The sequence below is a fragment of the Paraburkholderia sp. A1BS-2L genome (genome assembly GCF_051125205.1).
Taxonomy (GTDB): Bacteria; Pseudomonadota; Gammaproteobacteria; order Burkholderiales; family Burkholderiaceae; genus Paraburkholderia.
Genome location: NZ_CP120428.1, coordinates 743,140 through 762,136 on the forward strand (window position 1 = coordinate 743,140; position 18,997 = coordinate 762,136).

Consider the following 18,997-nt stretch of genomic DNA (forward strand, 5'->3'; position numbering starts at 1 on the left):
TCCCACTTAAAATTACGGGTAGGCATAAGACTGTGTTTTTGACTGACACCAGGCAGGAAGTGATGGAAGTGTTGACGGGCCCGGAGCGTCGGCGGCGCTGGACGGCGGAGCAGAAACTGGCGATGGTTCGAGAGAGTTTTGAACCGGGGAAATCAGTTTCGTTGGTCGCGCGGCAGCACGGCGTGAATCCGAACCAGTTGTTCCACTGGCGCAAGCTGTACCAAGACGGGAGCCTGTCAGCGGTCAAGGCTGGTGAGGAAGTGGTTCCGGCATCGGAACTGGCCGATGCGCTCAAGCAGATTCGTGAGCTGCAACGCATGCTCGGCAAGAAGACTATGGAGAACGAGATTCTCCGCGAAGCAGTTGAATATGGCCGAGCAAAAAAATGGATAGCGCACGCGCCCTTGCTGCCGGAGGACGGCCAGTGAAACTGGTTTGTGAAGTTCTCGGCGTGTCGCGCTCGAACGTATCGGCGCAGCTTGCTCGACCCGCCGATTGGCAGGATGGCCGCAAGTCCAGGCAAACCGATGATGCGCCCGTGGTTGAGGAAATCCGCCGGGTGGTCGTTGATTTGCCGAGCTACGGCTATCGCCGGGTGTGGGGCATGCTGCGCGACGAGCGTGAGGCCATGGGACTGGTGCCGTTCAATGCGAAGCGTATCTATCGCGTCATGAGCGCGCATGGACTGCTGATGCAGCGCCGCACCGCACCGCCCCGTCCTCAGCGACGACATGACGGCAAGGTGGCCGTGGCGCGCAGCAACCAGCGCTGGTGTTCGGATGGTTTCGAGTTCCGGTGCGACAACGGCGAGCCGCTGCGCGTGACGTTCGCGCTGGACTGCTGCGACCGCGAGGCGATGAGCTGGGCGGCCACGACGGCAGGCCACAGCGGCGACATCGTGCGCGACGTGATGCTCGCAGCGGTGGAAAATCGCTTCGGCAATGCGCTGCATACGCCATCCGAAATTGAATGGTTGAGCGACAACGGTTCGGGCTACACAGCCGACGAAACACGCCGGTTTGCGACAGGTATTGGTCTGAAACCGTTGACCACGCCCGTGTGCAGCCCGCAAAGTAACGGAATGGCCGAGAGCTTCGTGAAAACGATGAAGCGCGATTACGTTGCCTTCATGCCGAAGCCGGACGCGGCGACTGCTGCACGCAACCTGGCCATCGCGTTCGAGCACTACAACGAGAAGCATCCCCATAGCGCGTTGAAATACCGCTCGCCCAGAGCGTTCCGTCGCGCAATGGATTCAGCAACCTTAGTGTGATGCTGTGTCCGGGATTACAGGGTCAACTCCATTCGTGCAGTACCGTGCACCAAGTTTGCATTTGAAGCGAGCCAAGCTAATGACCACTGCACTGCGCTCCTTTCTACGCTATGCGCGCTATCGCGGCGACGTTACGCTGGATCTGGCTGCCGCCGTTCCGGTCGTCGCCAACTGGTCGATGCCGTCAATTCCTCGAGCGATTTCTGCGGAGCAGACGCGACAGTTGCTGGCTAGCATCGATAGACGGACTGCAATCGGGCGGCGCGACTACGCCATCCTGCTCCTGCTTGCGCGATTGGGGTTACGCTCTGGTGAGGTGGCATTTCTCGAGCTCGATGATATCGACTGGCGCGCCGGCCAGGTGAGCGTGCACGGCAAGAGTGGGCAACGCAGCGAGATGCCCCTACCTGCGGACGTCGGCAAGGCAATTGCCGCTTATTTGCTGCGCGGGCGTCCTCATAGCGCCAGTCGTCGCGTATTTTTACGTGCAAAGGCGCCCATCACCGGTTTTCGTGGACCATGTGGCGTCGGCTCCCTCGTCCGACATTCGCTTCAGCGCGCTGGCATCGACGCACCCACGATGGGTGCTCATCAGTTCCGCCACGGCCTGGCCACTCAGATGTTGAGCCGCGGGGCCTCGCTCAGCGAAATCGGCGAGGTGTTGGGTCATCGTGATCCCAACACTACGAGGATCTATACGTCGGTAGACATCAAGGCATTGCGCACACTTGCCCCCCGGCGGCATAGTAGTTGTCGCCTCTGAACTTTCTTATCAAGAAGAGTCAGAGGTACAAGTTGAAGACGAAACAAACGTATTCTGTTGAGTTCAAGGAGCAGGCGCGCTCGAAAGTTCTGCAGCGCGGGAACCGAACGGTTGGAGCCGTCGCCGACGAATTGAACGTGAACGTACTGACATTGAGGAATTGGATGAGAGGCACCGCCGCCGCGAACCGGAGCTCGAATTCTGGACACGCAAGACGTCCGGAAGACTGGTCGCTTGAAGAGCGCCTGATGGCCCTGCAGGAGAGCCACGGCCTGGTGGACGAAGCATTGAACGGCTGGTGTCGGGAGCGCGGCCTGTTTGCGCATCATCTCGCGCAGTGGCGAGCGGATTTTTGCGCCGGTGGTGCAGCCGGTGGCCGACGTGAGAGCGCCCAGGAAGTCCGGGATCTGAAGCAGGCGAATGTGCAACTGCAGCGTGAGCTCAAGCGCAAGGAGCAGGCGCTGGCCGAAGCTGCGGCGCTGCTGGTGCTGCAAAAAAAGTACCGTGCGCTCCTCGGGGACGAGGCCGAATGACGGCCCCTGAAGAGCGCAAGGCATTGATCGGTCTCATCAACGAGGCGACCCTGGCCGGGGCTCGGCAGGCACACGCGTGCAGGATTCTGGGGCTCAGCGCGCGCACAGTTCAGCGCTGGCAGCGCGGCGAACCTGGCGCGGTGGACGGGCGCTCGCTACGGCACCACGAGCCGCGCCACAAGCTAACTGCCGAGGAACGCGCCGAGCTTCTGGCGGTCGCGAACTCGGCCGAATTTGGTCATCTGCCGCCAAGCCAGATCGTGCCGCGACTGGCAGACCAGCAACGCTATATTGCCTCGGAATCGACGTTCTACCGGGTACTGAAAGCCGAGAAGCAACTCGCGCACCGGCGCAGCGAACGGCCAGCCCACGCACGCAGCAAACCCCGTTCGGTTTGCGCCGACGCGCCGAACCAGCTGTATTCCTGGGACATCACGTATTTGCCGACGACGATCCGTGGACAGTATTTTTATCTGTACCTGTTTATGGACGTATTCAGCCGAAAAATTGTCGGCTGGCAGGTCTATGCGGAGGAAAGCAGCGTGCAGGCCAGCGAAGTCCTCAGGGACCTCTGCGCGCGCGAAGCGATACAGTCCGGCCAGGTGATTCTGCATTCGGATAATGGTGGCCCGATGAAAGGCGCGACGATGCTCGCCACCCTTCAGGCGCTGGGCGTCATGCCGTCGTTGAGTCGCCCGGGCGTGAGCAACGACAACCCGTGTTCCGAGTCGCTGTTCAAGACCCTGAAGTACCGGCCGGCTTATCCGCTCAAGGCGTTCGATACCCTGCTCGCCGCGCGCACCTGGGTGGGCGCGCTGGTGCGCTGGTATAACCACGAACATCGTCACAGCGCGATCCGGTTCGTGACGCCAGCGCAGCGCCACGCCAACCTCGACCAGGACATTCTGGATCGACGGGCGGCGCTTTATGAGACTGCACGGCAGCGCAATCCACTGCGATGGAAAGGCCCAACGCGCAACTGGCAGCGGGTACATGCTGTGCACCTGAACCCGGATCGAAGCGACAACCAGGGCGTCGCCCTAAATCGTCACCAGGAGAAGAAGGCCGCCTGAAATTTAATCGTTGAGGCGACAACTAGCTTGAAAATTTCCGCGAATAACGCTATCACCCGCATCCGCGCGCGAAGGGTCGTTGTACGAAGACGGCGATCCCGGCAGTACAGTTCATAGTCGCGCAATGCCGTGCTCATGCGTGCGGGAACTTGTATCGTCTTGATGTCGGTGACGGTGCGCTCAATATGCCCTTCATGCGAAAAGCTATCGAGAACCTTGAGGGAAAACACGATATTCCGCCGCCACCGCTGGCCATAGTTCAGGCATGAATTGATGGCAAAACAGGTAAGACCGTGGCCACGGAAATCTGACCCGCACAGCGTGCCTCGAGCACACGGATCTATTGAGAACTTGGCCAGCGGATTCCATCAGGGACAGCGGCAACGCCGCACCGAAAGTCCGGATGTATGAGTGCAATCTCTACCTTCGAGCCGTCAAAGACTGAAAGGTTGGCAAACCGGGGGCGTCCATGTATGTGCGGGGGGTGTTCAGCAACGGACATCCCTATCGCGATCCTATGAGTAATACGACCACAGGTGTTATCACAACGTCTCAAGGCCAATCGCAGCAAATCGTGGCATCTTTCTCGACGGGGCAGCAGCAGATGCTCGCCTTTCCGACTTCCCGAATGAGCTTGTCTGCGACGACGACGGTGTACCTCAACGGGTTGGCGTCATTCGGCGCGCCTACAATGACCTGCAACGGCTTCATTCGCGCGCGCCGCATTAGATAAGAAAGCCTTTAGGCTTCGTCACGGCGATCCCCCGACATTCGTGGGTTCGCCGCGCTTTATGTCAATGCGTGTGAAAAGCGCAAACGGTTTCGCCAAGGATTTCCTTGCATGCTAGCTGGCGGCACGCTCCTGGCTCGCACATTTCCGTGTCAGCCCCGAGGCGCTTAAATATGGGCGTCAAGTCTTCAACGGTTTTTGTCCAATACAGTGGGACGCGCATGTTGTCCGACAGCTCCGAAGTCACCTGCTGGAGGTAGGCGTTCCCGCTTTGGATCATTCGAGTGGTCTCGTATCCGACGATCCCGCCGTTGATCAACAGCACCGCAGCCAAGGCGTAAGCTGCGACGCGCCGCTCCAACAAACCCAGAATCGCCACAACAGCCACAAAGATGTAAAGCTGTGGGTTAAGGCGCGCCCACCAGGACTCGGGGCTGATCACGCAAAGCGTTGCGAGTATTACAAGCAGCGGCGCGGTGCTGCGGACTGACTTTCTACACAATGCTCCGAGAGCCAAAGCAGCAATGCATGCGCCTCCGAATAACGGACCCCATCCTCCCCACCTTGGATCAATGGCGCCCGAGTATTTCAGTTCGAGCTCATCGACGGTGAATGGCACCTTGATCACCGGAACGCGAGGTGTCGACTTGTCGAACGGGTTCTCGTTTCTGGTTCTGCCGAAAACGCTCAACCCAAGTTGAGAAAATCTGTTGAGCGCATGAAACTCGGGCGTCGTCTGGCCGGAGATCAGCGTTTTGATTCTGCCTTCCCCCATCGCCGGATAGAAGATGTGGTGACCCTCGACGAGATTCTTTACGTATGGATTGATCGCGAGGATTGAGAAGGTTCCGACAAGCGCTGCAATGTGCCAAGCGCGCAGACCAAGCGTAACTTTCCTCGCTCTTGCGAGAATGAACAGGCCGCCCACTAGCAGCGTAGAGAACACGAGGCCGGTGTGTTTTAGCGTCGCAGCACCGATCGATGCCAATGCAAACGCAATGATCAGTTGTCGAGAACTCTCGCGCCAGAAGAAACCATAGATACACAGCACCTGTATAGACAGCAGGGCGGCCATGCAACCGTCAACGTAATGCGTAAATATCTGCGAAACGATAATCGGATTCGCGCAGATACACAGGACGCCGGTTACTCTAGCGAGAATGGGCGCGCCGCGCATCACCGACCACGTGACTAGTGCGGCTGCTAGCAGGAGTATCAGGTTGATACTCTTTCCGAACTCATAATTGCCCGTCATCTTCATCAGGGCAGCGGAGTAGAACCACGACAGCTTCGGATAGCTGTTGATGTAGATTGCATATCGTCCGGTCAGCGACGATCTCAGAAAGTCAAAGTGCTCGGCGAGTTGATAGATGCCGTTCGCATGGTAGCCAAGGCCGTCGCTTGAGAAATCGAAATAGATGTTGGACACTAGCGCACAGCCGACGATTAACAGGCTGGCGCCAATAGTGCAACATAGACCCCGCATCCTTCCCATATAGATCGCCCAGCCGACCATAGCCGTAAGGCCATACGCTGGCACCCAAGTAGTAACGATGTTCGGTGCATTCACCCCCTGCATCACAGCAAAGAGCGCCGCAGTTGCAATGATGAACGTTAGTAAGCAGGTTGCGAGGGCGAGAGGAAAGTCGATGGCGCGCTTTGCGCTTGATATGTTCATTATTCTACTGAGTACGTTCATTATTCTACTGAGGCGTCAGGCTTAGGCGTAGTTGAAAAGTCCTTGTGGCTACACCGTCATGCCGACGGCACGTCAAGCGGGCCAGTCGGTGACCAGTCTGTGCTTAAGAGCCCGATTAATCGATTAATCGATCGTCAGGCGAATACGAATTTTTTGTCGAGGCGGTACTTTACTAGGTAGCCGATCACCAGCCCAATTGTGCCACCAGTAAGGCGTGCTGTTTCCGTGCCGAAGAGATGGTCTGCGCTGAACTCGAAGCCCCAAAAGATGGCAGTCGTTGCGAGGCCCATGGTCGAATACAGAATGAAACTTTGAATGCCGTGCGCGATGTCGCGGTGTTGGTATTCGAAGATCCAGACTTTGTCGAGGAGGAACTTCACGCCGAGGCCTACCGTCGTACCGGCCAGTACCGAGAGAAGCACGGCAAAAAGGAGGGGAGCGAACATAAGGTAGATTTTCTGTGTGCCGATATTTGCTGCGATTGAGATCGCTGAAAAAAGGGAATAAAGGACGACGATCTTGGTGCGACTCATGACGAATGTTGGTTACGGCGGTTCGAGTGAGGCGGCTGCCGTGCTGCTTAAAGCGACGCGCGTTTGAACATGACGCGCGGGATTGAGCGAATGATCAGCATGATGTGTTGCCAGAACCACGGCGTATAGAGAACGTCCGTGTTCTTTTCGATGGCGCGCGTGATTTCGCCGGCCACCTTGTCCGGGGTCGCAACGAGCGGACCGGGGAGCGGCAGGCCTTCGGTCATCGGCGTGGCGACGAAGCCGGGCTTGATCGTGACGACATGTGCGCCGGCCTTGAAGAGGCGTGCGTTCAGACCCTCGCAGAAGGCCGAAAGCGCGGCCTTCGCGCTCCCGTACAGATAGTTCGACGGCCGGCCGCGATCGCCTGCCACGGACGAAATGACGGCGATCGTACCACGTCGCTGAGTCTCGACCAGATTCGCGATTGGTGTGAGCAGACCGATGATCGACGTGACGTTGGTGTTGAATTCGCGCATCGCAACGGCTGCGTCGGCCTGGCACTGCGCCTGGTTGGGAAGCGTGCCAGGCGCGACGAGTACGATGTCGAGCGCGCCAAGTTCGGCTTGACAGCGCGCGAGCATCGCCGCGTGCTGCTCGACTTCGTTGACGTCGAGTTGATAGCACGCCGCGAGTTTGGCGCCACGCGCGGTGAGGTCATCGGCGACTTGCTGCAGCCGTTCGCCGTTGCGGGCGACGAGGAAAAGGCGCGCGCCTTGCGCGGCCCAGCGGCGGGCACAGGCTGTGGCGATGGCCGAGGTTGCGCCCACGATGAGGATATTCTTCATGTTCGAGTCGTTCGTTCCCAGAACCGCGAAAGCATCGCGGGATCTCGCAGGTTCTCTAGTTGCTGCCATTGCGGGTAGGCGGCCCGAAAATCGGCGCCGGACATATGCGCATCCTTCGCCGGATACATCCGGCCGTGCGCTTCGCTTACGATTGCGTCGAGTCGCGCAAAAAGCCGTGCATTTTGCGCATCGCGCTGCGGGAAGTCGAGCGCGAGCGACGTGCCTTCGCGCGGGAAGGAGAGAAGCCCCGGCGAGCGGATGTCGCCGCAACGCTTGAGTACGGCGAGAAATGAGCCCGTGCCGCTCGTCGCGATTGCGTCGAGAATGGCTCGGATAGCGTCGCGCGCGGCCTCAGGCGGCACCACGCACTGATACTGCTGGAAGCCTTTGCGCCCGTAAATGCGATTCCATTCGAGCAGGCTGTCGAGCGGGTAAAAGTAAGCATCGTAGCTAACTTTCGAGCGCGTCTCACCGCTACGCTGGCGGTGATAGTACAAGCCGTTGAACGCATGCAGGGTCAGCGGATTGAAGATGGGGACGGGCAGCGTCATCGGTACGGTGCGCTTCTTGCGCCGGTCGACTTCGAGCGGCCCATCCGCGGCGTGATCGCCAACCATGAATATGCCGCGCCCAAGCGTCGCCCCCCGACTCTGGCAGTCCACCCATGCCACGCTGTATTCGTGCAGTGGATCGAGACGTTCCGAGAGCCTGAAGAACTCGTCGAGGTTATTGAAGCGGATGCTCGTCTGGTCGATCAGGCTGGAGCGGATCGGCATGAGCTGGATTTCCGCCCAAAGGATCAGGCCCGTGAGACCCAGACCTCCAATCGTGGCGGCGTAGAGTTCCGGATATGCGTCCGGCGCACATTCGATCAGGCTGCCGTCACTACGTGCAAGGCCGAAGCGGCGCACGTGGCGGCCGAAGGTGCCGCGGACATGATGATTCTTGCCGTGCACGTCATTGGCAATTGCGCCGCCGAGCGTCGCGTATTTGGTGCCGGGCGTGACTGGGAGCATCCAACCGCGCGGGATTGCGATTTCGAGGATCTGTTCGAGCGTGACGCCGGGTTCCGCGCGCAGTACGCCGGTCGCCCAGTCGGCTGCAATCAGGCGGTCCAGCGGCAGGGTCTGTAACACATGGTTCGAGGTCGCGAGGCAACTGTCTCCGTAGCTGCGGCCGTTGCCAAACGCAAGTGCGTTGCCGTGTGCCTCTATCGTCTCGCGCCAGGTCGCCATGGCGCGGTCGCGCCATGCTAGCGCGTGCGCTTGTTGCGGGAGGGCTGGGTACCGCCCCCAGGATAGCACCGTACTCATTGGTTAGGTCGCCGCCCAGAACACTAGGCAGCAGAGGGCTACGACCGCGATGCTCACGCGGTCTCGTGCGGCGAACACGATCGGGTCGTCGTGCATGAGGCCCCGGTGTGCGATGATCCAGGTGCGGCTGATCCAGTAAAGCAGCAGCGGACATGCGAGCCAGATGGCTTGCGCATGCCGGTAGAGCTTCGCCGTGTTGCCGTCCTGGATGTACAGCGCGAGGACGAGCACCGAGAGGTAGCCCGACGCCGTGCCCAGCGACGAGATGAGTGGCAGATCGCTAGGTACGTAGCCGCGCCCGCGCGTCTTGACGAGCCCGCGCGCCTTCATCGAGTGCAACTCTGCGTAGCGCTTCACAAGCGCGAGGCTCAGGAAGATGAACATCGAGAACGCGAGCAGCCAGAAAGTGAGGTGCGTGCCAATGGCGGCCGTGCCGGCGACGATGCGAATCGTGTACAGTATCGCAAGCACGACCACATCCACCATCACCTGCCGCTTGAGGTACATCGAGTACGCGAGCGTGAGCACGTAGTAGCCCACTAGCACGGCAGCGAATCGCCAGGGGAGGAAGAGCACAGTGAGCACGAAGGCGCCCACGAGTAAGACAGGAAAGAGTCCGATCCCCCAAGTGAGCGGCAACGCGCCGGATGCGAGCGGGCGCTTGCGCTTGGTCGGATGGTGCCGGTCGTCTTCGAGATCGAGCAGGTCGTTGAGCAGGTAGACGCTCGACGCACAGAGCCCGAAGGCGAGGAATGCGAGCAGCGCTGCGGCGATGACGTCCGGGTGGTCGAGCTTATGCGCGGCGAGGAGCGGGAGGAAGATCAGCAGGTTCTTCAACCACTGGTGCAGGCGCAACGATTTCGACCAGACTTTCAGCGTCGGTGTTCGCGACTCGATGACGCGTTCGACATTGCCGATCTTGCGAGCGGCGCGCTCGACCCCGCTCGACGGATTAACGACGTAGGCTCGCGCCGCCGATTGCCACACGGCGATGTCGTCGTGCGAGTTGCCGGCATAGTCGAAATTCCTCTCGCCGAACTCGGCCACGAGCTTGTCGCGCTTGCGATGCGACGAGAGATTGACGCCGTTTGCCGTCGCGAAGGTCTGGTCGAACAGGCCGAGGTGATCGGCGATGGCATGCGCATAGCGCTCGTGGCTCGCGGTCGCGAGCACGAGCGGGCGTCCCGCATCGCGCTCTTCCTTGAGCCAGCTGAGCACCTGCGGGTCATAGGGCAGGACTGTGACGTCGATATTCATGCTCTCGGCAAGCCCCGCCTTGAGAGCCGGCTTGCCACCGCGGGCAAGCCACATGAGCGGCCGGTAAAACCGCAGTGGCGCCGATTTGAGATAGGCAAATCCCGATTCGATCAGCACATCCGATCGAATCAACGTGCCGTCCAGGTCAACAACGAGTGGTCTGCTGCGCATACAGTTGGCCAGTGGCAACTTAATTCTATGAAATGGTCTATCCGGTGCGCTTGCCTGGGCGCGTGCGCCAGGTGCGATTCCGTGCGTCAAACCGCAGAATTTTAACCGGATATTGTGACGCTGTTACATTTATGTCGGTTCTTAATTTATCGGGAGGCCGGGCAGCTTCGATAAGACGCGTGGCGTATCTCCCGCCTATGATTGGGGGCGCAGTCGGGGGTGCGTTTCACGCGGCTTGTTGATCGCAGCTCTATTCGGTTCGCATTGTCGTGTGCTCGTAACAAATGGCAAAGCGAGTTGCCGGAAACGTGCATTTTTAGGAAACTAGACATTTTTGCTGGCCCCTTTTATTCAGGTGACGCGTAAAGCGTACCGAATCGTCGCGTTACCAGATGACAGTGAGTGCGGTATCTAGCATGGATCACGGCGGGGTATCCGTCTCGGTGGTCGTTTTTCATCCCGACAGGCAGTTGCTCGGGCGGACGTTCGCGAGCCTGGCAGCGGCAGGTACGGCGTTGGAGCGGGTCAGGCCGGGGATGCCGATTCACCTCTATCTGATCGACAACGGCGGCATGCCGGACATGACGAGCATGCGTGCCTCGTTGTCACAGGCAGGCATTGAGTGCACGACCCTCAGCGGCCACGGCAACATCGGCTACGGGCGCGGCCATAACCTTGCCATCGAACGGACATCGAGCCGCTACCACCTGGTGCTCAATCCCGACGTGGACATCGAGCCCAGCGCGTTGCTCGAGGCGGTGGAGTTCCTGGAGGCTCACCCGGAAGTGGGATTACTTACGCCGGCCATCGTCGACGACAGCGGCCAGCTCCAGTACCTATGCCGCCAGTACCCGACGCTCATCGACCTGTTCGTGCGCGGCTTCCTGCCGCGCGCGGCGCGTCGGCCTTTCGAGTCGCGCCTTGCGCGATACGAAATGCGCGCGCAGATCAACGAGCGCGACACGCTATGGGATCCACCGATCGTGAGCGGCTGCTTCATGCTGTTTCGCACGAAGGTGCTCAAAAAGCTTGCCGGGTTCGACGCCCGTTACTTTCTTTATTTCGAGGACTACGACCTGAGTCTGCGTGCCCATGATGTCGCACACGTCGTCTATACGCCTGCGGTGCGGGTGCTGCACCACGGCGGTGGCGCGTCCCGCAAGGGATGGGCGCACATCCGGATGTTCGTGGCGTCGGCGTACAAGTTTTACAACCGGTTCGGATGGAAGTGGCTTTGAGCAGCATATTGGTGACGGGCGCAAATGGTCTGATCGGGCGCGCATTGTGCCGGACGCTGGCCGGCCATGGCCATGATGTGACCGCGCTGGTGCGGCGTGGCGACGTCGGTGTCGATGGCGTGCGCGAATGGCGTCACGGTGCGGCGGATTTTGTGGGATTGCTGGAGGCTTGGCCGGACGACTTGTCGCCTGATTGCGTCGTTCATCTGGCCGCGCGAGTTCACGTGATGCGCGATGAGGCGCCGGACCCGCTGGCGGCTTTTTACGCAACTAACGTCGAAGGCACTCTGCGCGTCGCCCGCGCTGCCCACGCCCGGGGCGCGCGGCGGGTGGTTTTCGTGAGCAGCATCAAGGCTGTCGCGGAGTCGGATGGAGGCGCGCCGCTTGCCGAGTCCGCGCAGCCCATGCCGGTCGATCTGTACGGCCGCTCGAAGCTCGCGGCGGAGGAGGCGCTCTGGCGCCTGAGCGAGGAAACGGGGATGGAAGTCGTTGTCGTGCGCCCGCCACTTGTGTATGGGCCAGGCGTCGGCGCCAATTTTTTGCAGATGATGGATGCGCTTTGGCGCGGTGTGCCGCTGCCGTTTGGCTCGATCGATGCGCGGCGCAGCCTGATGTACACGGAGAATCTGGCCGACGCGCTCATACACTGTGCCAACGACGCGCGAGCCGCGAACGCCTGCTTCCACGTGGCCGACGCGGATGATCTTTCGGTCGCGCAACTGTTGCGAGGCGTGGGGCGCCATCTGTCGAAGCCCGCGCGCCTAATTTCCGTTCCTCCGCGTCTACTGCGCGTGGCCGGGGTGCTCACGGGGCGCGCAGCGCAGATGGAGCGTCTGACGACGAGCCTGCAAGTCGACACGTCTCACATCTGCGAGCGGCTCGGCTGGCAACCACCGTTTGTAGTCGACGAAGGGCTGGAAGCCACTGCAAAGTGGTATCGAGCGTCGCATTAATGTGTGGAGAACGCCTGCGTTGAATTTGCAAGTCCACATTTCGTCCCTGCTGCACGCCACCTCGATTGCGCTGGCGTGCGGCGTGTTGTGTGCCGCTATCCTCGCGCTCCTGTTGAAGACAGGTCTCGCGTGGCGTCTCGCCACCGATATCCCGAACGAACGTTCTCTTCACGAGCGGCCGACTCCGCGTGTCGGCGGGTGGGGCATCATGCCGGTGGTCGTACTCGCGATTGGGCTTTTGGCCCCATCGCTGTGGTTGATCGCTGTTGGCGTTGCCTTCCTGGCTGCGGTATCGCAAATCGACGACCGCCGCGGCTTGCCCGCGCGCGTACGTTTTGGTGCGCATTTCGTTGCCGTGCTGGCCCTTGTCGTTGTCTATCCGGCCCCGATTCCCTGGTGGTGCCTCGCGAGTCTGGCGTTTTTGATGTTGTGGCTGGTTAATCTCTACAATTTCATGGACGGCTCCGATGGTCTTGCCGGCGGTATGGCGCTGTTTGGCTTCAGCACGTACGCAATTGCCGCGCTGTTCGGGCCGACGCCGATGCGGGAACTGAGTTGGGCTTGTGCGGCGGTCGCAGGTGCTGCGGGCGGTTTTTTGCTTTTCAATTTCCACCCGGCGAAGATTTTTCTCGGCGATGCCGGGTCGATCCCCACGGGCTTTCTGGCCGGTGCGCTCGGCTACTGGGGCTGGCGCAACGGCGCTTGGCCGATCTGGTTCCCGGTGCTCGTGTTCTCGCCCTTTATTGGCGACGCGTCTATCACGCTGATCAAGCGGCTTCTGCGCGGCGAAAAATTTTGGCAAGCGCACCGCGAACATTATTATCAACGCATGGTTCGCCTTGGGACCGGTCATGCGGTAACGGCACTGACGTGGTATCTGATCATGTTTACCGGCATAATACTTGCTCTTTGGGCGTTGGCATTACCCACGGCCTTGCAGTGGGGGATCGTTGGAGGTTGGGCTGTCGTTCTTGTTTTGATGGGCGCGGCAATTGACATGCGCTGGCGCCGTTTCCAGTCCCTTAGCAGACAACCCTGAGGTCGAGCTGATGCTTCGCAATAAAGCCTCTTGGCTCTCATTCAGCGCCTTTATCTTTGATATCGGCGCGGTGGCCGCCGCATGGCTGACGGCCTATCTTCTACGCTTCAACGCTTCCGTTCCAACTGAGTTCAGGCATGGTGCCGTCGACAACCTGGTCTGGGTGTTGCCGGTCTACGCCATCATGTTTCGTATTTTCGGGCTGTATCGCGGTATGTGGGTTTTCGCGAGCCTGCCCGATCTGATGCGCATTTCGAAGGCGATCGTCTCAGCCGCGCTAATAGCGATGGTGGCGTCGGTCATGCTGCAGCCGTCGCCGATTATTCCGCGCTCGGTGCTAATCGTCTCGCCGTTGCTGCTGTTTTTCGTCATGGGCGGCGCGCGCGCTCTCTATCGCGCGACCAAAGAATTTTATTTGTACGGTGGCCTTGTCGCGCAGGGCAAGCCTGTGATTGTCGTAGGTGCGGGTGGGGCCGGTGCAAGTCTCGCGCGCGAGTTGTCGCGCTCGGCGGAGTGGCGCCTCGTAGGGCTGCTCGACGACGATCCTGCGAAGAAGGGCCGCGAGATCTACGGCTACAAAGTGCTGGGACCGATTGGCGACATCGAGCACTGGGCCAGCACGCTGCGCTGCGATTTTGCCATTATCGCCATTCCGTCCGCGTCGGCGGAGGTGCAGCGTCATGTCGCTTCCCAGTGCCTGCGCGCGGGTGTGAACGCGCTGATGTTGCCGGCTTTGACCGAACTCACTCCTGGTCAGGGTTTTCTTTCGCAGGTCCGTAACATCGATCTCGAGGACCTGCTTGGTCGCGATGCGGTCAATATCGATACGCCTCACGTCGAAGCCCTGTTGAGCGGACGGGTGGTCATGGTAACGGGGGCGGGCGGCTCGATCGGCTCGGAACTCTGTCGCCAGATCCTGCGTTTCGTGCCCGCGCAACTCGTCGCGCTCGATCTGTCCGAATACGCAATGTACCGGCTCACGGAAGAAATTCGCGAGCGCTTCCCAGAACTTTCTGTGGTATCCATTATCGGAGATGCTAAGGACTCGCTGCTGCTAGACCAGGTTATGGCGCGTTACACGCCTTACATCGTGTTCCACGCAGCGGCATACAAGCACGTTCCGTTGATGGAGCAACTCAATGCCTGGCAGGCGATCCGCAACAATGTGCTGGGCACGTACCGCGTGGCACGTGCGGCGATCAAGCACCAGGTCCGCCATTTCGTGCTCATTTCGACCGACAAAGCCGTTAACCCGACGAACGTGATGGGCGCGAGCAAACGCCTTGCCGAGATGGCCTGTCAGGCAATGCAGCAGACGAGCGAGCGTACCCAGTTTGAGACCGTTCGCTTCGGTAACGTATTGGGCAGTGCGGGTAGTGTGATTCCCAAGTTCCAGCAGCAGATTGCGAAGGGCGGTCCAGTGACCGTTACGCATCCGGAGATCACGCGCTTCTTCATGACGATTCCCGAGGCTTCGCAGCTCGTGCTGCAAGCCTCCAGCATGGGACATGGCGGCGAAATCTTCATTCTCGACATGGGCAAGCCAGTCAAAATCGTCGATCTCGCTCGCGACCTGATCCGTTTGTATGGGTTCACCGAGGAGCATATCCGTATCGCTTTCACGGGGCTGCGCCCGGGTGAGAAGCTATACGAGGAGCTGCTTGCGGACGATGAGACGACTACGCGTACGCCGCATCCCAAGCTGCGTATTGCGCGTGCGCGTGAAGTGCCTGAGCACTTGCTCGACGAATTGCTGCCTTGGCTGATGCAGCATCGCGTGCCGAACGACGATGAGGTGCGCAGGGATTTGCGCCGCTGGGTGCCGGAGTATCAGCCATCCAGCCCGCCCAAGCTGCAGAGCGTGGGTGGGACGTCGGCGCGAGTGGCCGGCTAAGTTTTGACGGCGAGGACCGACCGGTCCTCGCGTGGTGAACGCCGCTCTTTCTTACTCAAACCCTCGCGGATTCTTCTCCTGCCAGCGCCAGTGATCGACGCACATGCGCTCGATCCCGAACTGCGCTTTCCAGCCGATCAGCTTTTCTGCCGTTGCAGGATTTGCATAACACTCCGCGATATCGCCAGGGCGGCGCGCGACGATCTCATACGGGACAGAGCGACCCGATGCCTTCTCGAAGGCCTTCACGACTTCGAGCACGCTATAGCCTTGGCCGGTACCGAGATTCACGACAAAGCCCTTGTCAAGGGAAGCCAACGCATCAAGCGCCTTGATGTGTCCCAGCGCGAGGTCGACCACGTGAATGTAATCGCGCACGCCCGTGCCGTCCGGAGTCGGATAATCGCTGCCGAAGACGCGTAGTTTGTCGAGCTTGCCCACCGCCACTTGCGCGACATAAGGCATGAGGTTGTTCGGAATGCCGGCTGGATCCTCGCCGATCAAGCCGCTCTCATGCGCGCCCACCGGGTTGAAATAGCGCAGCACGGCAATACGCCACGTCGGGTCGGAGAGCGCGACGTCGCGCAGGATTTGCTCGGCGATCAGCTTGGACTGGCCGTACGGGTTCGTGGCCGAGAGCGGGAAGGTCTCGTCGATGGGCGAGCGCTCGGGTACGCCATAGACGGTTGCGGACGAACTGAACACGAACTGCTTGACGCCGTGCTGGCGCATCACGTCGAGCACGACGAGCAGACCGTCGAGGTTGTTGCGGTAATACTCGATCGGCTTGGCGACCGATTCCCCCACTGCCTTGAGCGCTGCGAAGTGGATTACCCCAGTGATCTTGTGTGCTTCGAAAATGCGCGTGAGCGCCTGAGCGTCACGCACGTCGGCTTCGTAGAACGAAATCGGTTTCCCGGTGATCTGCGTCACGCGCGCGAGCGATTCTTGACGGCTATTAATGAGGTTATCGACGACAACTACGTCGTAACCGTCATTGAGGAGCTCGACGCTGGTGTGGGACCCGATAAAGCCAGCACCGCCCGTGACGAGAATTGTGCCCTTAGAGTTCGTTGCCATGCGATGTTCCGTTCCTCTCCAATTGTTCAAAACGTCAATCCGGTCAATTCCCGAATCAGTTCCCGGTAGCGTTGTACCACAACCCGTTCGTCGAATTCTTTCGCAATTTTTTTCCGGCCTCGCTCGGCCATGGCTGCGCGCGCAGAAAGGGCCATATCGATCATGCGGGACAGTGCGGCCGCGAGCGAAGCCGCATCGCGTGCCGAGCAGAGAAGGCCATTTTCGCCATCCGTCACCACTTCGCGGCAGCCAGGCACGTCGGTCGCCACGATCGGGCGGCCCATCGCGCTCGCTTCCATGAGCGTGCGCGGCACGCCCTCGCGGTACGACGGCAGGACGACGCAGTCCACATCGGCGATATAAGGGCGCACATCGGTGGTTTCGCCCAGATACTCGATTACGCCTTCGCGCTCCCATGCGGCCACTTCATCGCGTGTAATGGCACTCGGATTATCGACGCCCACCGGGCCCAGCAAGCGAAACCGCGCATGCGGATAACGTGCTCGCAACTGCCGCGCGGCCTCGACATATTCGCCCACGCCCTTGTCCCAGAGCAGCCGGCCGATCAGCACGAACGCAAACGCTTCGCGCTCGGGCAGCGGGGTGAATGCGTATTCGTCCAGATCGACGCCTTCGCCATGCAGCAGGCGCGCGCGTTCGGGATGCGCGAGCAGGTTCTCTTGCTGGAAGGCGGCTTCGTCATCGCGATTCAGGAACCAGATTTCACGCGGGAACCGGAACGCGAAGCGATAGAGGCGCTTGGCAACTTGCGCCGCGCGGCTCTTCTGGATGAATACATAGCCGAGCCCTGTCGTGACCGCTACCGACGGCACGCGCGCGAGCCACGCCGCAACCGAGCCATAGATATTCGGCTTGATCGTGTAATGGAACACGACGTTCGGCCTGAGCGCGCGATAGTGCTTGAAGAGGGCGAGCAGCATGCGCAGGTCGTCGAGCGGATTCGTGCCCTTCGAAGCGACAGGCAGATCGACGCAGTTGCAGCCCATCTGCTCGAGCGGCTCGAACGTGCGGTCGCGCGGCGCGATGATCGTGACTTGCGCGCCGGCTGCGTTGAGCGCGCGCAGGAAGCCTTGGCGGTAGGTATAGATCGCCCACGCGGTGTTGCAGACGAGGGCGATGTGCAACGGGAGCCGTTGGGGCGGGGCTTCACGCCGGGCAAGCGCGGATGGAGCAGCGGGGGAATTCACGAAGGCCTGTTCGCTGTTGAGCGTCGATGTGTGGAGGAGGCGGGGGCACGGGTCTTGCGGGCTGCGCCGCCGGGGCCACATTTTAGCCGAGCGTGGATGCGTCTCGCCGGAGCGCTCAAACGGGCACCCGATAAATACCGTAGGTGCCCGTCACGCTGCGCGTTCGCCTCTCCTCGGCTACACTGCCGGCCGCGCGGACCGCCGCCGCGCGCAATTTTGCCAAATCCCAGCCATGCTCCGTTCCCTGGCCGCCCTCCTGATCTTCCAGTGTCTTGGCGAGAGCGTTTCCTACGTTTTCTCGCTGCCCGTTCCCGGTCCCGTGATCGGCATGTTGTTGCTATTCGCATTCGCAATGTTCCGGCCCAATGCGGCCGAGGCGATCGAGCCCACCGCGCTCGAGCTGCTGCGCCATCTTTCGCTGCTCTTCATTCCCGCGGGCGTGGGCATCATGGTTTCCGCTCAGGCCGTGCGCGGTGAGGCGCTTGCCGTGATCGCGAGCCTCGCCGTGAGCACGACGCTTGGCATTGCCGTCACGGCGCTCGTCACGCGTGCGTTGATGCGGCGTCAGCGCGGCCGCGAAAACACCGGGGAGGGCGCGTGATGCATACGCACCTGCCGTTCGCGAAGCTCGACGCCATCTGGGTCTACCTCGCGGCCTCACCGCTGCTCGGTCTCACGGTCACGCTCGTCGCGTATCTGATCGCGCTGAACATCTACGCCCGCGCGAAACACAACCCGCTCGCCAACCCGGTGCTGATTGCCGTGGCGATCGTCGTCGTTGCGCTGAAGATCACTGATACGCTGTATCGCACCTATTTCGAAGGCGCGCAGTTTGTCCACTTCCTGCTTGGGCCCGCAACGGTCGCGCTTGCGCTGCCGCTTCTTGGCGGCCTCGTGGCGGGTTCGCTTACCGCAATAGTCTCGGCGGTCGGTATCGCCAAGATGTTCGGCGCTTCGCAGCAAACGCTTGCGTCGCTGGCGCCGAAGTCGGTTACAACACCCATCGCCATGGCGGTCGCCGAGAAGGTGGGCGGCGTTCCTTCGCTCACTGCGGTGCTCGTGACTTCTACGGGCGTGTTTGGGGCGGTGCGCGCGCGCTGGATTCTCGATGCCGTGCGCGTGCGCGAACCCGAGGTGCGTGGCTTTGCGATCGGGGTGGCGTCGCACGGTATCGGTACGGCGCGGGCGTTTCAGGTGAGCGAGATGATGGGCGCGTTTTCGGGCCTCGGCATGGGTCTGAACGGCGTGTTTACAGCGTTCGTCGTGCCGGTTCTGCTGCCAGTACTTCTTCGGTGGATGTAAGCGATTCCGGCACATCGGGCGTGATGCCGCGCTGACAATCTCGGGGCACACGAAGCGAGCGGAATCCGTCGATCGATGTCATATCGTGCGTGCAAGGGCGGCCCGTTCCGAGAGGCCGCGTGTCCCCAGATTACTCGCCGATTTGAGTTC

Annotated in this window: 17 protein-coding genes; 9 read left to right on the forward strand and 8 right to left on the reverse strand. The window is 60.8% G+C overall.

Annotated features, from left to right (window positions below):
* The first annotated feature begins 62 nt into the window (after positions 1 to 62).
* The 3 genes from P5W98_RS03270 to P5W98_RS03280 all read left to right on the forward strand — a co-directional run bounded on the left by P5W98_RS03270 (position 63) and on the right by P5W98_RS03280 (position 3,642).
* Positions 63 to 1,273, forward strand: a protein-coding gene (locus P5W98_RS03270) for an IS3 family transposase (protein WP_434718267.1) whose coding sequence is annotated in 2 segments (ribosomal slippage) — positions 63 to 378 and positions 378 to 1,273 — 1,212 coding nt in all. Because the reading frame shifts where the segments join, the coding sequence is not laid out codon by codon here.
* Between the two features lie 79 nt (positions 1,274 to 1,352).
* Positions 1,353 to 2,036, forward strand: coding sequence for a site-specific integrase (locus P5W98_RS03275; RefSeq protein WP_434718268.1), 684 nt, complete (start codon positions 1,353 to 1,355; stop codon positions 2,034 to 2,036).
* A 32-nt stretch (positions 2,037 to 2,068) separates the two neighbouring features.
* Positions 2,069 to 3,642 (forward strand): IS3 family transposase gene (locus P5W98_RS03280; RefSeq protein WP_434718269.1). Its coding sequence is split into 2 segments (ribosomal slippage): positions 2,069 to 2,537 and positions 2,537 to 3,642, totalling 1,575 coding nucleotides; the frame shifts between segments, so codons are not numbered across the junction.
* On the opposite strand, the gene P5W98_RS03285 is transcribed toward P5W98_RS03280, so the two are convergent.
* The 6 genes from P5W98_RS03285 to P5W98_RS03310 form a co-directional block, all read right to left on the reverse strand.
* Positions 3,618 to 3,872, reverse strand: coding sequence for a hypothetical protein (locus P5W98_RS03285; RefSeq protein ID WP_434718270.1), 255 nt, complete (start codon positions 3,870 to 3,872; stop codon positions 3,618 to 3,620). The two genes, P5W98_RS03280 and P5W98_RS03285, sit on opposite strands and share 25 nt — an antisense overlap.
* 564 nt (positions 3,873 to 4,436) lie before the next feature.
* Positions 4,437 to 6,050, reverse strand: a complete 1,614-nt coding sequence (locus tag P5W98_RS03290; RefSeq protein WP_434718271.1) for a hypothetical protein — start codon at positions 6,048 to 6,050, stop codon at positions 4,437 to 4,439.
* 155 nt (positions 6,051 to 6,205) lie between these two features.
* On the reverse strand, positions 6,206 to 6,604 hold the full coding sequence (locus tag P5W98_RS03295; protein ID WP_434718272.1) for a GtrA family protein: 399 nt from the start codon (positions 6,602 to 6,604) through the stop codon (positions 6,206 to 6,208).
* 47 nt (positions 6,605 to 6,651) lie between these two features.
* Positions 6,652 to 7,392 (reverse strand): SDR family oxidoreductase, encoded by a 741-nt coding sequence (locus P5W98_RS03300; RefSeq protein ID WP_434718273.1) that lies wholly within the window; start codon positions 7,390 to 7,392, stop codon positions 6,652 to 6,654.
* Positions 7,389 to 8,705, reverse strand: coding sequence for an FAD-binding oxidoreductase (locus P5W98_RS03305; protein ID WP_434718274.1), 1,317 nt, complete (start codon positions 8,703 to 8,705; stop codon positions 7,389 to 7,391). The genes P5W98_RS03300 and P5W98_RS03305 overlap by 4 nt, the downstream gene beginning before the upstream one ends.
* A 3-nt stretch (positions 8,706 to 8,708) precedes the next feature.
* Complete coding sequence (locus P5W98_RS03310) at positions 8,709 to 10,133, reverse strand: UbiA family prenyltransferase (protein WP_434718275.1); 1,425 nt, start codon at positions 10,131 to 10,133, stop codon at positions 8,709 to 8,711.
* 392 nt (positions 10,134 to 10,525) lie between these two features.
* On the opposite strand from P5W98_RS03310, the gene P5W98_RS03315 reads away from it, so the two are divergent.
* From P5W98_RS03315 to P5W98_RS03330, 4 genes are read left to right on the forward strand one after another with little or no spacing between them, the layout of a single operon-like run.
* Positions 10,526 to 11,371 carry a glycosyltransferase gene (locus P5W98_RS03315; protein WP_434718276.1) on the forward strand — a complete coding sequence of 282 codons (846 nt, stop codon included), beginning with the start codon at positions 10,526 to 10,528 and terminating at the stop codon, positions 11,369 to 11,371.
* Positions 11,368 to 12,324 carry an NAD-dependent epimerase/dehydratase family protein gene (locus tag P5W98_RS03320; RefSeq protein ID WP_434718277.1) on the forward strand — a complete coding sequence of 319 codons (957 nt, stop codon included), beginning with the start codon at positions 11,368 to 11,370 and terminating at the stop codon, positions 12,322 to 12,324. The genes P5W98_RS03315 and P5W98_RS03320 overlap by 4 nt, the downstream gene beginning before the upstream one ends.
* Before the next feature lie 25 nt (positions 12,325 to 12,349).
* On the forward strand, positions 12,350 to 13,363 hold the full coding sequence (locus P5W98_RS03325) for an MraY family glycosyltransferase (protein WP_434718499.1): 1,014 nt from the start codon (positions 12,350 to 12,352) through the stop codon (positions 13,361 to 13,363).
* Between the two features lie 10 nt (positions 13,364 to 13,373).
* Positions 13,374 to 15,257 (forward strand): polysaccharide biosynthesis protein, encoded by a 1,884-nt coding sequence (locus tag P5W98_RS03330; RefSeq protein ID WP_434718278.1) that lies wholly within the window; start codon positions 13,374 to 13,376, stop codon positions 15,255 to 15,257.
* 51 nt (positions 15,258 to 15,308) lie between these two features.
* Here the strand turns inward: P5W98_RS03330 and galE are convergent, their stop codons facing one another.
* Both galE and P5W98_RS03340 read right to left on the reverse strand, forming a co-directional pair.
* Entirely contained in the window at positions 15,309 to 16,337 is a 1,029-nt protein-coding gene (galE, locus tag P5W98_RS03335; RefSeq protein WP_434718279.1) for a UDP-glucose 4-epimerase GalE, read from the reverse strand.
* Positions 16,338 to 16,363: 26 nt separating this feature from the next.
* The gene (locus P5W98_RS03340; protein ID WP_434718280.1) at positions 16,364 to 17,482 is read right to left on the reverse strand and encodes a glycosyltransferase family 4 protein; all 1,119 of its coding nucleotides are present in this window, start codon (positions 17,480 to 17,482) and stop codon (positions 16,364 to 16,366) included.
* A gap of 295 nt (positions 17,483 to 17,777) precedes the next feature.
* Here P5W98_RS03340 and P5W98_RS03345 point away from each other — a divergent pair, with 295 nt between their 5' ends.
* Complete coding sequence (locus tag P5W98_RS03345; RefSeq protein ID WP_434718281.1) at positions 17,778 to 18,146, forward strand: CidA/LrgA family protein; 369 nt, start codon at positions 17,778 to 17,780, stop codon at positions 18,144 to 18,146.
* Positions 18,146 to 18,847, forward strand: coding sequence for an LrgB family protein (locus tag P5W98_RS03350; RefSeq protein ID WP_434718282.1), 702 nt, complete (start codon positions 18,146 to 18,148; stop codon positions 18,845 to 18,847). The genes P5W98_RS03345 and P5W98_RS03350 overlap by 1 nt, the downstream gene beginning before the upstream one ends.
* Positions 18,848 to 18,997 lie beyond the last annotated feature (150 nt).

Coding starts and splice junctions, on each gene's coding strand:
- P5W98_RS03275 (WP_434718268.1), top strand. CDS start 1,353: ATGACCACTGCACTGCGCTCCTTTCTACGCTATGCGCGCTATCGCGGC.
- P5W98_RS03290 (WP_434718271.1), bottom strand. CDS start 6,050: ATGAACATATCAAGCGCAAAGCGCGCCATCGACTTTCCTCTCGCCCTC.
- P5W98_RS03295 (WP_434718272.1), bottom strand. CDS start 6,604: ATGAGTCGCACCAAGATCGTCGTCCTTTATTCCCTTTTTTCAGCGATC.
- P5W98_RS03300 (WP_434718273.1), bottom strand. CDS start 7,392: ATGAAGAATATCCTCATCGTGGGCGCAACCTCGGCCATCGCCACAGCC.
- P5W98_RS03305 (WP_434718274.1), bottom strand. CDS start 8,705: ATGAGTACGGTGCTATCCTGGGGGCGGTACCCAGCCCTCCCGCAACAA.
- P5W98_RS03310 (WP_434718275.1), bottom strand. CDS start 10,133: ATGCGCAGCAGACCACTCGTTGTTGACCTGGACGGCACGTTGATTCGA.
- P5W98_RS03315 (WP_434718276.1), top strand. CDS start 10,526: ATGACAGTGAGTGCGGTATCTAGCATGGATCACGGCGGGGTATCCGTC.
- P5W98_RS03330 (WP_434718278.1), top strand. CDS start 13,374: ATGCTTCGCAATAAAGCCTCTTGGCTCTCATTCAGCGCCTTTATCTTT.
- galE (WP_434718279.1), bottom strand. CDS start 16,337: ATGGCAACGAACTCTAAGGGCACAATTCTCGTCACGGGCGGTGCTGGC.
- P5W98_RS03345 (WP_434718281.1), top strand. CDS start 17,778: ATGCTCCGTTCCCTGGCCGCCCTCCTGATCTTCCAGTGTCTTGGCGAG.
- P5W98_RS03350 (WP_434718282.1), top strand. CDS start 18,146: ATGCATACGCACCTGCCGTTCGCGAAGCTCGACGCCATCTGGGTCTAC.